13 protein-coding genes are annotated in these 12766 nt (G+C 50.7%); 5 read left to right on the top strand and 8 right to left on the bottom strand.

What is annotated here, in order from left to right; translation table 11 throughout:
- Nucleotides 1–5: 5 nt before the first annotated feature.
- The 5 genes from KDX31_06055 to KDX31_06075 all read right to left on the bottom strand — a co-directional run bounded on the left by KDX31_06055 (nt 6) and on the right by KDX31_06075 (nt 4766).
- Complete coding sequence (locus KDX31_06055; GenBank protein UTW04564.1) at nt 6–1649, bottom strand: type II and III secretion system protein family protein; 1644 nt, start codon at nt 1647–1649, stop codon at nt 6–8.
- Nucleotides 1650–1743: 94 nt separating this feature from the next.
- Nucleotides 1744–2496, bottom strand: coding sequence for a Flp pilus assembly protein CpaB (gene cpaB / locus KDX31_06060; GenBank protein UTW04565.1), 753 nt, complete (start codon nt 2494–2496; stop codon nt 1744–1746).
- Nucleotides 2497–2513: 17 nt separating this feature from the next.
- Nucleotides 2514–3941, bottom strand: a complete 1428-nt coding sequence (locus KDX31_06065; GenBank protein ID UTW04566.1) for an ATP-binding protein — start codon at nt 3939–3941, stop codon at nt 2514–2516.
- Entirely contained in the window at nt 3938–4519 is a 582-nt protein-coding gene (locus KDX31_06070; GenBank protein ID UTW04567.1) for a prepilin peptidase, read from the bottom strand. The genes KDX31_06065 and KDX31_06070 overlap by 4 nt, the downstream gene beginning before the upstream one ends.
- Before the next feature lie 67 nt (nt 4520–4586).
- Complete coding sequence (locus KDX31_06075; protein UTW04568.1) at nt 4587–4766, bottom strand: hypothetical protein; 180 nt, start codon at nt 4764–4766, stop codon at nt 4587–4589.
- Between the two features lie 566 nt (nt 4767–5332).
- On the opposite strand from KDX31_06075, the gene KDX31_06080 reads away from it, so the two are divergent.
- Nucleotides 5333–5917 (top strand): helix-turn-helix transcriptional regulator, encoded by a 585-nt coding sequence (locus tag KDX31_06080; protein UTW04569.1) that lies wholly within the window; start codon nt 5333–5335, stop codon nt 5915–5917.
- A gap of 312 nt (nt 5918–6229) precedes the next feature.
- On the top strand, nt 6230–7072 hold the full coding sequence (locus KDX31_06085; GenBank protein ID UTW04570.1) for a hypothetical protein: 843 nt from the start codon (nt 6230–6232) through the stop codon (nt 7070–7072).
- 65 nt (nt 7073–7137) lie between these two features.
- Here KDX31_06085 and KDX31_06090 read toward each other — a convergent pair whose 3' ends face one another.
- On the bottom strand, nt 7138–7755 hold the full coding sequence (locus KDX31_06090; protein ID UTW04571.1) for a glutathione S-transferase N-terminal domain-containing protein: 618 nt from the start codon (nt 7753–7755) through the stop codon (nt 7138–7140).
- A gap of 15 nt (nt 7756–7770) precedes the next feature.
- Nucleotides 7771–8547, bottom strand: a complete 777-nt coding sequence (locus KDX31_06095) for a hypothetical protein (protein UTW04572.1) — start codon at nt 8545–8547, stop codon at nt 7771–7773.
- A 207-nt stretch (nt 8548–8754) separates the two neighbouring features.
- Here KDX31_06095 and KDX31_06100 point away from each other — a divergent pair, with 207 nt between their 5' ends.
- The 3 genes from KDX31_06100 to KDX31_06110 all read left to right on the top strand — a co-directional run bounded on the left by KDX31_06100 (nt 8755) and on the right by KDX31_06110 (nt 11255).
- Nucleotides 8755–9360: a DUF924 domain-containing protein gene (locus KDX31_06100; protein UTW04573.1), complete on the top strand. Its 606-nt coding sequence runs from the start codon at nt 8755–8757 to the stop codon at nt 9358–9360.
- A gap of 69 nt (nt 9361–9429) precedes the next feature.
- Complete coding sequence (locus KDX31_06105; protein ID UTW04574.1) at nt 9430–10392, top strand: GGDEF domain-containing protein; 963 nt, start codon at nt 9430–9432, stop codon at nt 10390–10392.
- Nucleotides 10393–10448: 56 nt separating this feature from the next.
- A complete protein-coding gene (locus tag KDX31_06110) occupies nt 10449–11255 on the top strand; it encodes a hypothetical protein (GenBank protein ID UTW04575.1) in 807 nt (268 codons plus the stop codon).
- Here KDX31_06110 and KDX31_06115 read toward each other — a convergent pair whose 3' ends face one another.
- Nucleotides 11256–12677 (bottom strand): hypothetical protein, encoded by a 1422-nt coding sequence (locus KDX31_06115; protein ID UTW04576.1) that lies wholly within the window; start codon nt 12675–12677, stop codon nt 11256–11258.
- Between the last annotated feature and the right edge of the window lie 89 nt (nt 12678–12766).

The following is a 12766-nucleotide window of genomic DNA, read 5'->3' on the forward strand; positions in this document are numbered from 1 at the left end:
TTCTCCTAGTTAATCGAGTGGCCGTAGCTACTTTCCATGCCGCCGGAACGCCCGCCAATCGTTGGCAGTGGCGGTGCGGCAAAGCTGGTGGCTGGCGGGTCCGTTGGTGCTTCACCGCTGCTTACATCAGGCTCGGCAGCCATGGCTTCAGTGGTGGTAGCGTCTGACGCGCCACTGGACTGAGACGTGTTATCGGTGCTGCCGAGAGTTTTACCGAGGATGTAGAATTCAAAATCATTGGGCTCAACAAAGTTATCGGTTGGCAGTGGGATACTGTCGCGGGCAACGGGTGTCGCCAGCTGCGGAGTCACCAGAATCACTAATTCGGTTTCGCCCTTTTCAAATTCCTGGCTGCGGAACAAGTTGCCGAGCACTGGAATATCGCCGAGACCGGGGAATTTATTGATCACTTCGCGCATGTTTTCATTCATCAGGCCGGCAATGCCGATGGTCTGTCCATCGGCCAGCTCAACCGTCGAACTGGCGGAGCGCTTGGTCAGTGCCGGAACAAAGAACCCTGAACTGCTTCCGGTACCAAAGGAGATGCTCGTGGCAGATGTCAGCTCACTGACGCTGATATTGAGCTTCATATTGATACGCTTGGAGTCCAGCACCACCGGGACAAACTTAAGACCGATACCGAACTCCTTGAAGTCGATGGTGATGCCATCTTCATCGGGTACCGGAACCGGGAATTCACCGCCGGAAAGGAAGGAAGCCTCCTGGCCGGATAGGGTGGTCAGGGTGGGTTCAGCCAGAATCTTGGCGGAGCCATTCTCTTTAGCGGCATCGAGGGCCATGCTGAAGATAAAATCATTATCCAGATAACTGGCAAATAGTCCCTTGTCCAAAATTGACAGGTCGTTGGGGGCGAACTGATCAGTCAGCGGTCCAAAGAGACCCCCTTGGGTAAATGGACTAGGACCTGCATCAGGAAACTTGGCACCGCCACTGACAGCTCCGATCTGGAATTTATTACCGGAGTCGAAGGCGTTGAACTTGATGCCCATCTTACGGCTGACATCGCGGGAGACTTCTGCCACGGTGACTTTCAGCATCACCTGCTGGGCTCCGCCAACCCCCATCAGATTGACTACGCTGGAAATAGCCTCATCGTCATTCTTAGTTGGTGGGGTAAAGCTGTTGGCAATCTCCATTGCGGTGTTCATCTTGCTCAGGCTGGTGACCTCACCGCTTAACACAATGGCACCCTGAGATGAGTGAACCTTGATATCCTCGTCGGGCAGTAGCTGAAACAGCTTGGCCTTGAGGGTATTCAGATCATGGGTAACCTCGATATCGAAGGCGCTGATGAGCTTGTTTTTGTTGTCCCATAGCAGAACATTGGTCGTACCCAGGCCTCTGCCCAGCACATAGAGCTGATCCGAGCGCATAATCAGGATGTCTGCGATATCAGGGTTGCCGATCGACACTTTCTTCACCGGCCGGTTCAGTTTCAGAATGTGGGACTTATATAAAGGAACCCAGATAGTTCTGACCTGTTGATTGCGGTCGGTAAGTTCGTTGAATGTGTCCAGCGTGGTGGAGCGTGTCAGCTCTTGTGCTGTGACCGGGCTACCTGAAAGCAGGATCATCAATATAACCAGGGCCCCCAGATAGCGTACGGGATGTTGTGTTAAATATTGCATGAGTATTCCCTACCTCTTCTCTGCCTTGGCCTGTTGGTGCAGGCCTTTCAGGGCAATGACTACAATCTATCACCCGCTAAACTGTTCGCTGTACTTACAGGCTGACCTTGCTTTTCTGCGCATTGGTGCCCCGTATAATGGTGACGTAGGAGTCCCTGCTCACGGTTCGAACCCGGGGCTTGGGCTTGCTCTTGTCTTCCGGGTTGCGAAGGCTGAGTTGTATCGGCCCCTCACCGCGCGCTTTAACGATTCTCTCTGCTTGTGCCGGAGTCACTTCCAGAGTTACCGCACGCACGATGACCGGGTCGTTTTTCTTCGCCCTGGCGGTCTGATCAACGGCAAGCACTTTAAGATCGGATAGTATGGTGTCGGTATAGGTGCGCTTGCTTACTTCCCGGCTGGCCAATACATCGACCCGGTTGCCCGGTAACAGGAAGCCGGCCACGCCGATAACGTCGTTGACGCGCACGGTGACGGCACGCATGTTCGGTTCAATCAGTGATGCCAGAGCGCTGCCTGTTGCCGTTTTTGAGAAGCGGGCCGACATCAGAATTTCACCGGGGATGATATCGGCCTGGGCGATCATGCCTACGACGTCATCGGTGTTCCGGATGGCGCCCTCGGGTGCATACGCTTTGGGCATTTCGACAGTTGTCAGTTGCCGCGCTTCGACTTTCTGACCATAAAGGATTTCCAGTGCAGCCGTGACCACGGATTCGGTGTCAGTCGATGTGCTTTCTGCGACGACAGGGGTCTGCCGTTCGAGCCAGTTGTTGGCCATAAACGCCGCGCCAAAGGCAAGCAGGCCTGACACGAGAATGAGTATCAATGTTCTACCTTTAAACATGGTGACCTCCTTACAACCTATCCGTTATGGATGGGTTGCCCTTCAATCTGTTCTAGTTGTACGAAATAGCTTTCCCAGGCCCAGTCAATCAGTTCTTTAGACAGCCTGGCCGAGTTGCCGAGGTAAAGCGCTTTGTCCTGTGCAATCCCCAACAGGTCTCTCGGATGACACGGCAGCAGGGAACAGTGTTTCCGCTGGTAGTGATGGTCGAAGAGATAATTGAGTATTTCCTGGTCGAATTCGATCTGTTTCTCTTTGCACACCTGCTTCCAGATCTGTCCGAACGCCTGAGTATCCAGGGTGTCGAAGAAAATTTTGTGGCCGATACGTCGCAGAAAAGCCGCATCGCCTAATTCCAACGGATTAATATTGGTGGAAAAGATGAGAATTTCATCAAACGGGATCTCAAAGTTATGGCCATTGCCCAGGCTAAGATGATCGCGTTTCTCTTCCATCGGTACGATCCAGCGATTGAACAGCGCCACTGGCGCGACGCGCTGGCGTCCCATATCGTCGATGATGTACATGCCGTTGTTGGCTTTCAGCTGCAGTGGCGCCCGATAAATTTTGGTGGCGGGCTCGTATTGCACTTCCAGCATATCAAGGGTCAGCTCACCACCGCTGATCACGACGGGTCGCTTGCAGAGTTTAAAGCGGGGGTCGTAACCTTCCCGGAAGAGCAGGCTGCTTGAACCATTGTTATCTCTATGCTGTGACGCTTGTTTTTGAGGCAATTCGTTCGGCGACTGCTTGTTTAGAGGCTGTTGGTTCTGAGAGACCGGTACATGCACCAGCGGATCATAGAGCTGGATAACGCTTTCATTGACCGAGATTGCATGCGGGATCAGGCAGTGATCGGTTAACAGGCGTGTCAGGCGTTGGGTAATATAGGTTTTCCCGGTTCCCGGCGGACCATAGATAACGATGGAGCGGCCGGAATTAAGCGCCGGCCCCAGTTGATCGAGCAGTGAGTCTTTAATGACAATATCCTTAAATGCATCCTGAGTCTGTTGTTGCTTAACCTTGACCAGGTGTACTGACTGGGCGGCGACAACTTTCTCGTATACTGAGACAGGCACCGGTGCAGGCCCGATGTAGCCATTTTTATTGAGTGCCTCATGTGCGGCCACACGACCCAGGTCTGTCAGGCCGTAAAACAGTTCCTGCCCGTGACCTAAACGGGGTAGCACTTCAAGCCGCGCTTCCTGACGCAGGTAACTTAATATCTCCTCGATGATGGCTCCGGACAGGCAGGCCCGGTTGACCAGCTGAGAAATGGTCAGAGCACCGGCATCGTAGAGATGTTTACTGATCAGTTCGGTTAAGAACTGTTTGCTCAGGTGGGTTTCTTCGACCGTTTTGGGGCGCGGTGCCAGCGCGCTGAAGGGCGATACCGGCTGCGGTTCAATGTCCTGCAGGGTCAGGTCGTGTTGTTGTTCACTCATAAAACACCTCCGTCGAAGAGAGATCTCAGATAATAGAAATTGAGCTGCGATTGATGAGCGAGTGCCAACAGGGTGCCTGCCATAATGGCAAGCGCGTATGGAAAACGTAATGCAGCGGCATCGCCGGGGTGCGGCTTTTCATAGATCAGCTGTCTGGTTAAGCAGAAAGTTTTCAGTATGCGGTAATAGCGTTTAAACAGATTCGGCAGATCGCCTTTGAGCAGCACCAGTGCCAGGGCAAGCAGGCAGCCTGCGATAAGACTTAGTCCGGCTGCTAACGTTGCCAGCTGCGGCCCGAGGAGGCTGCCCACGGCAGCCATCAGTTTAACATCGCCCGCGGCCATGCCGCCGGTGATATAAAAAGGGATAAAGATAAAAAAACCGATCAGCAAGCCACTCAGCGCGGTAATGCTGCCTGCCCAGCCGTCCCATATTACATGGTAAATGACTCCACAAATGAGTATGGCCAAGCTAACGAGATTGGGAATGATGTGCTTAATGATGTCCCATGCGGTAGCAAAAAAGAGCAGGAGCAGTAAAGACAACATCAGTAAATCAGATGCGAGTGTTGGTTGCATTGTACTGCCCCTCCTTTCAGTTAAATTAGGTAATAGTTCGTAGTAGCATCGATGCAACTGGATCAGACTATGAAATCACGGCTGTAAGTTCAGCAATAGCTGCCCCGACAGCGGTTCCCAAGTCTGTAAAAGCTGTAACGACGGCCAGACCTACCAAGCTACCGGCAATGGCATATTCCACCGTTGTCAGGCCCTCTTCATCTTTGATAAAGCGTTTAACCAGTGCTGTGAGTGTTTGAATAGACATGTCTTTGTCTCCGCTGTTAAGTCAAGTGTTACGTCCGTTTTCCTGAAACCCGAATACATATGTCTTATTCTGGTGACAGGTCGTATATGAAAAGTTAGACATCTGCCTGTAAAACTGATAGGACTTTTTTGATAAAGATAAGGACTATTTTGACTTCTGTTGAGGTGGGGGGGGGGAATTATGAAAAATATTCAACTGAATAAATGAGGTATATGACAGGCAATTATCTAAGCTTATTAGGACAGGAAATCTGAACAAATCTATTGTTCGTTGCATTCACTTTTAAAAAAGAGGAACCAGGGAAGGTTAAAGTCGAAGGTTACTTTATGTCATTAAATCATACGCTTAGCTGGATCGATATGAGGGTTTCTGCAGAGCGATCTGAACTATTATCTCGCTTTCAGGAGCGATTTTCGGTGTCCTATTTAAGGCACTATCAGCTGAACAGTGGAAACAGCTCGAGCTGTGAAGCTGATATTATATGCTTTGAATATGATTATCCCGATATTCCCAGTCTTAATTTACTACAAGAAGTCAGGGAAGCATTACCCGGTTGTCCTATTGTAATGTTTACTGAACAGCATTCTGAAGCGTTGGCGGTATGGGCATTTCGCACTGGCGTCTGGGATTATCTTGTGCTGCCTTTAGCCGACACCGGTATTAATGAAGTTGTAACTTCCATTGAAGCAGCCGCTGAGGTTGGTTTCTCTCAGAGGCCGCAGTTTAATAAATCTGCACATGTCATGCTGCCGGAGGAGGTTCGTTTCAGGCGTTCCCCGGAAAATGAAAAGCTGCTCAGGCCTGCCATCAGCTATCTGGAGGGGCATTTCCGGGAAAAAGTGACAGAAGAGCGCCTGGCAGCGCTCTGTAAGATCAATGTGACCCAGTTTAGTCGTACCTTCCGGCAGACTTTTGATGTGACGTTTCAGGAGTATCTGGTGAGATTCCGCCTGAATGAGTCAGCACGGTTGCTGCGGAATCCCGGCGCGTCGATCGCAGATGTTGCTTATCTGGTCGGGTTTAATGATCCTTCTTACTACGCCCGGGCGTTTAAAAAATATTTTGGCGTGACGCCCTCAAGGTATCGGCAGTGTTTAAAGAATGACCGGGCTTCTATGGTGCAGGATCATCAGGTCTTGCGCAGCGCCTGATTCTATTTTGTTTATAAGAATACCTGAGCAGGCGCTCAGTGCATGAAAGCGATTCAGGTACCCTTCATAGGCGCACAACCCTCTCACCTGTTTCAGCCAGGCCCTTTCGCTATTCATTGGTTAATGCCTGATAATAGCGCGAGTGCAGCGCTTGAATTGTCACCAGTACCCTGGAGTAAAGTAATGCAGCAAACCGTTGGCGCCTTAGTAGCGATCTGACGCGCTGCCGGTAGAAATATTTTGACCTGTATGGATATTTATCACAGTATCATTTTTTATATCTTAATATGACGTTAAATCGGATAAGAGTCGATGGCCAAAGAGCGTACAAAAATATCGACCTCGGCGCTGGCCAAAGCATTAGGCAAGAGCAGTCGTCAGATGTTTGCTGAGCTTGAAGCTCTGGGCTGGATCAGCCGGGAACAGGAGCAGTGGCGCCTGACCGCTAAAGGGGAGTTTGAGCAGGGCAGCTATTGCGATAGCGAACGATATGGCCGCTATATTGTCTGGCCGGAAGGTGTAAAAGGTCACAGGGCGCTGGTAAATCCTGAAGACCGGTTTACCGGCGCCAAAGGGCTGGGTTTGAAAACCGGATTGTCGACGTTGCGAATTAATCAGTTGCTGGCGGAACTGGGGTGGATAAAACCCTGGCTGAAAGGATGGCAGCTGACAGAGGCGGGGCAAGCGCTGGGTGGGGTGCAGAAAGAGGATACTCATACCGCGATCCCCTATGTGTTATGGCCAAAAACACTGCCTGAAAACATTATTTTTAAACGCACACTGAGGGCCTTCACTGTGCCTCTGGCAGAGGTGGAACATTACAGAGGTTGTCGTGCGATGGATGGCCATCTGCTGCGTTCGGAAGCGGAAGTGAAGATCGATAACTGGCTGTACCTTGCCGGTATCACTCATGCCTGTGACAAAAAGTTGCCGTTAGAGGCATCAGTCAGAGCCGATTTTTACCTGCCTCAGGTGCGCTTGTTTATTGAATTCTGGGGTAGTGAAAATGATTCCTCCTATCTGGCGGAGAAGATGCATAAAAAGGCGCTCTATGAGGCTAATAATCTGGCTGTTATTGAGTTGCAGGAGGGCGATCTGAATCAGCTCGATGAGGTGCTGCCCCGGCAGTTACGACGGTTTGGCCTGGAGTGCTGAGAAGGGAGAATTGAGAGGGCGTGCTGGCGGGGTAAAAGCCCTCTGATAAAAAGCACTGGATTCGCTCAGGGAACCGCCATGCCCCGCTGGACAAACTCTATGTGTGACATCCTTTCCATCCAGGCTTTTACATTGGGAAACTCTTCCAGGTTAATTTCCTGCCACTCAAAGCGGCACGCCCAGGGGTAGATAGCAAAATCGGCGATACTGAGGTCCGGATCAACAATAAAGGTATGGCCGTCCAGTCGTTTATTCAGTACTCCCCAGAGTCGCCGGCTTTCTTCGCGATAGCGATTGATTGCATAGGGAACTTTCTCTTTGGCAAAGCGATTGAAGTGGTGAGCCTGTCCCAGAAAGGGACCAAAGTTTCCCATCTGCCACATCAGCCATTGCAGGCATTCCAGCCTTTTCATCGGGTCTGTTGGTATAAAGTTGCCAGTTTTTTCAGCCAGATAAATCAGAATGGCACCACTTTCAAACAGCTGAATCGTTTCACCATCGGGGCCTTCGTCATCGGATATGGCCGGAATTTTATTGTTCGGGCTGATGGCCAGAAAGTCCGGCTTATACTGATCACCCGCCTGAATGTTGATTGGGTGAACGATGTAGGGGAGTGCCGTTGCTTCAAGCATAATTGACACTTTGCGGCCGTTGGGGGTTCCCCAGGTGTACAGATCAATCATTTACGACTCCGGTCACTATTGATGGGCAAAATGGTTGTAAATATCTATCAGCTCATCCTGGCTGAAAGTGACAACAATCAGCTCCTGCCCCGGGGTTATCAGATTCGGGTTTTGGCCGAGTATGCCTTTATGATAGTTGTATACATAGGTGTCTTTTACCTTCTGATCCAGAATTGTCCCGAGGAATGAGCTGGTGCTATTGGCTAGTCGCTCATCTGCCTCTCTGGGGATATCTGCACTGATCAGCCTGGTTTTAAGTTGTATCCCTGTAGCGAAAGTATCGATCAGGCCACTCTGAATGATACCCCACAGACCCTGTTTGTCTGTATCAGTGACACCGTGAATATAAAATAGTGTTCCGGCGGCATTATCCGGATTGTTGAGCAACTCTTTCAGTCTGATCTGGTCGGCCATGGGTAGCTCGCCGGCAGGTATCGCTTTGTGCTGAGACGGGACAGAGTTGCCTATCTGCTCCAGATTAATGCCGTAGGTGGTTGCACTACCTTCGCTTACCGCTTCGGTAGCCGCTATCGCCGTGGCGAGATCTGTTGGTAGTTTGAGTAACTGGTCCTGAGTAACAAAGTTGTTAGCCTTGCCAATCTCAATTGCTTGTTCGGGTTCAGAGGTCAGGTTGTCAATATGCCGTTGCGCAGCAATTTTTGACAGTTCGTCCGGCTTGATTTCAGGGGGCTGAGTCTGTGTCTGTTTATCTTCCTGCAGAGGAGGATTAAAATACAGATAACCGGCAACACCGGCGACCGCTAGTATGATTAAAATCAGAAAATTGCGCATTTTTCCCCCGTTAGAAATCATGACCAGACTTTATATCTCTTAAAAAGAGTGGTTTATTTTCATAAGGTTCAGACTAAAACAGATTTTAGCGATATAAAAGTTAAATCGTTTGCCAATTGTGGTCAGATATCTTTCTCAGCGGTCGGCAGTTGAAGCGCTTCTCTTCTATAATGGGGAAGTTGTGACATGCGTTTAACGGGGTTGTCTATGACTGAGCAGATTGAAGAGATCCTGCAATTCTGGTTTGGTGAGCTTAAACAGGGCTTCCCGGTGACCAACCGAAAGCCGCTGTGGTGGTTTGGTGATGAGGCGCTGGATCGTCAGCTCGGTGAGCTGTTTGGTCATCAGGTCAGGCAGGCGCTCTGGGGGCAGCTAGATGACTGGGCCGGACAGCCGCGTGGCAGGCTGGCACTGATTATCCTCCTGGATCAGTTTACACGCAGCATCTATCGAGGGTCAGCCGATGCCTTTTCCGGTGATTTTCGGGCCGAGCAACTGTGCAGGGAAGGCATTGAAATCGGGCACGATATGGCGCTTGAAGGCAGCGAAAAGTTATTTTTCTATATGCCTCTGGAACATGCTGAAGATCTGCGGGCACAGAATCTTTGTATCTCTCAGATTGAGGCAATGCTCTCCACCACTCCCCGGGAACAGCGGCATCAAATTGATAATGCGCTGGATTTTGCCCATGAACACCGAAATCTTATTGTTCGGTTTGGGCGTTTTCCCTACCGCAATAAAATACTCGGTCGCTCCTCAACACCCGAAGAGTTAGCTTATCTGAACCAGCCCCATAAACGTTATGGGCAGTAGATATTTGCATCAATACACAAAAAAGTATTTACTAAACAGAAACATGGGTGTCATTTAAGGAATGTGAAGGTGATAGATTCCAGGCAGACTAAAGTCCGCAGCCGGGTTCAGACAATTGTGACTCTGGTGGTTTCGATTCTGGTTTTTATAGTCTTGTTTGTCGGTATTCGTTCCTATGAAGAGCGGGTTGCTGTTCAGGCTATTCGGCTAGCGATTGAGCACAGGGTTGATCAGGTAGATTATGAACAGGTGGGTATGGCGAAAGATATCGATACCCTCTGGTCTGCGTATGGTCCGCAGAAGGAAATTACCGAAGAGGATTTTTATCGTCTGGCTGATCCGATTGTTGATAGTTATCACACTTTTCTGCCGCTGTTTATCGCTCTGATGGGAGGGGTATTGAGCTTTGTGACGCTGGGAATGGGCATTAATGCAGCAGTGCGTGCCAGACATCTTCGTAAGGTACTTGAGGCGAAGGATGTTGAGCTAAAACGCAGCCAGGAAAAGCTCGCTTCGGTTGCCGTGACTGATGAACCGACAGGGCTGGCGAATGGACGACACTTTAATCAGGTTCTGTCGACAGAATGTCGCAGAGCGGTGCGGGAGTTTAGTCCGTTAACGCTTATGCTGATCGAGCTTGATAAGCCTGAAACCGACCAGCTCCCGGACAATTTTTCTGATCAACAGGCATGTTTGATTGCTGAGGTACTGAAAAGTGCAATTTCACGTCCAGGGGATATGGCGGCCCGGATAGGTACTGGCCGCTTCGCCATGGTGTTGCCGGCAACCAATGAACAGTCGCCGGTGCTGGCCGATAGGCTCTGTCGTGATATCAATGATATTGAGCTTCTGGGGTATAAGTTGAGTGTCAGTATCGGCATCAGTACGCTGCAGCCTTCTGCTCAGCTGACTGCCGAATATATACTGGCGCAGACCGAAGCGGCCCTGGACGAGGCGATCCAGAACGGTGGCGGACGGGTGCGGGCCGTAAAAGAAGATCCTCTTGATATTCCTGTAACCTTTTCCGGCTAGACTATTTCTGCTAAGCCTGCCTCACGCAGGTTTTATTTTATGACGCAGAGGCAACCGTGTGTAATCTATCTGATCGCTCCGAAAAAGATGAAACTGACTCCGAAAGCAGTCCCATAACCTGTCTCTCTGATCGACTGGTAGCCCATCGGGGTTATGCATCCCGTTATCCGGAAAACTCTTTGCTGGCGATTGAGCGGGCGCTTGCTGCCGGAGCCAGGTTTGTTGAGGTGGATCTACAACTAACCGCTGATCTCGAGCCGGTGCTCTATCATGATCGGGATATGGCGCGACTTTCCGGTGCCGATAATAAAATTCAGCTACTCACTTATGATGAACTGGAACGCTTTAGCCTGCATAACCCTGTGGCGTTTAGCGATCGCTTTGAAGATGAGCCGATCTCCCATCTTCAGCATCTGGTAAATCTGATGTTGCGTTACCCGCGGGTTACCTTTTTTATCGAGTTCAAGCGGGTTGCAATTGAAACATTCGGGGTTGAGAGCTGTGTAGAGAGGTCGCTACCCCTGTTAGAGCTGGTTAAGTCGCAAGTGGTGTTGATCAGCTACTCCCGGGCTCTGGTTGACCGGGTACTGGCGGATGACTGGCAGGCCGGTTGGGTATCGGATCAATTTCCGGCCAGCGGCTGGTGGCAGTATTTTATCCGGCCGCCAAACTACCTGATTCTTAACTATACCTGTTTACGTAACGTTGATCTGCCCGCTGAAAAACGTCGCTGGCCTGAAGTCAGTGTGGTGCTGTATGAAGTGGCTGACTCTGAGCTTGCACGCACTCTGTTCACTCAGGGAGCTGACCTGATTGAGACTTTTGCGATCTCCCCGATGCGCCGGGCGCTGAGTGAGAATTAGTTATTCGCTCAGAGAACTCAGATGATCATTAAATGCTTCCAGCCATGACTGGTAGCGCTGTTCTAATGGCAAATTTGCTTCAGGATGAAAGGTTGTTTCCGGCTGGATATCCCGGACACTGTTAGGCAATACCTGCCAGGCGGCACCCAGTGACGTAATCTCATGCTGCTCATAGCGCTGTACCGGCAGGCCACTCAGATCAGAAACTCGCTGACAGAGGGAGTTGAGTCGGCTGATCCCCCCGCCAATGACGATCTGCTTTGCCGGAGGCAGTGAGGACATCGCTTTGATGTTTCGGTATATCAGAAAAGCAATACTCTCCATAACGGCCACCAGGCGGGCTTCTGAATCGTTACAATCGTTGATCCAGCAGGGGCGTTCCAGTGAGTGCCAGTAAGGCGATCCGACACCCCCTACCATATTCATAAACAGCGGTGGGTCGGTGCATTTTTCTGCCCAACTGTCGATATCATGGCTCTCAGGACGGCAGATATTAAATGCCCAGTCCAGGGCATTTGCCGCGCCATTGATGGTGGCTTCGGCGCTGTAAAGCGGTTGTTTATCTGCCAGGATCAGATGATGCAGGATCCGTTCCTGAGGATGAAGTCCCCGTTCGGTCAGCACCCGGTTCATAAAACCGCCACTACCCAGATTGATATAGAGGTTATCCTGTGAAGGTTCGCCAAACGCAAACAGTGCTGCGGCCTGATCGCCGCTGACAAAGTTGAGGGGCAGGCTTAAACCGGGTAGCTTCAGCGTACCAAAATTGTATTTGCTGGGGCGAACTTTAGGCAGAAGTGAGTCGGGTAGTTTAAACAGGTCCAGAAGTTCGGGGTGCCAGTTTCGGTCTTTCAGAGAGAAAAGCATTGTTCTGGCAGCGTTCACACCGTCAATCAGGTCGGGTTGTTCGTGCACCAGTTGCTTGATAAGCCAGCCGGCGACAGGGCCTCCGCGGATACGGTGTTTAGCGGTATTAAAGGTCATATGTTCCATGCACCAGCGCAGCTTAGACGCAGGCAAGTGGGCATTGGGATAGAGGCCCGTTAGTTGGCGCACCATGCTTGCCAGGGGCATCAGATCTTCGATGTAATGAAAGCCCCGCCGGTCTTGCCAGCTGATTATCGGCGTCAGCGGCTGGCCGTTGTCTGCGTCCCAGCAGAGTATGCTGGAACGCTGAGTAATCAGGGCCGCCGTTCTAAGCTTGGCGCGGTCTTCGCGTTTCAATTTGCTGACCGCTTCCAGTGCCGCCCGTTTCAGGGATATTACGAGATCATCAGGTTGTTGCTCAGCGCGGTTTGGTTGTGTAAACCGGGTTTTTACCTGTACTTGTCCCTGGCTCAGGCAGTTACCAAGACGATCAAAAACCATCGCCCGGCTGCTATGGCTACCCTGGTCCATAACAAGGCATAAATCAGAGCGCATCTGTTATCCCCATGCCTTTAAATACCTGTGTTTTATGCTCATGATACTGATTTTGCCTCCATACAATGATTTCCCTATTTCCTTATACC

It is taken from the genome of Amphritea atlantica (genome assembly GCA_024397875.1).
Classification (GTDB): Bacteria; Pseudomonadota; Gammaproteobacteria; order Pseudomonadales; family Balneatricaceae; genus Amphritea; species Amphritea atlantica_B.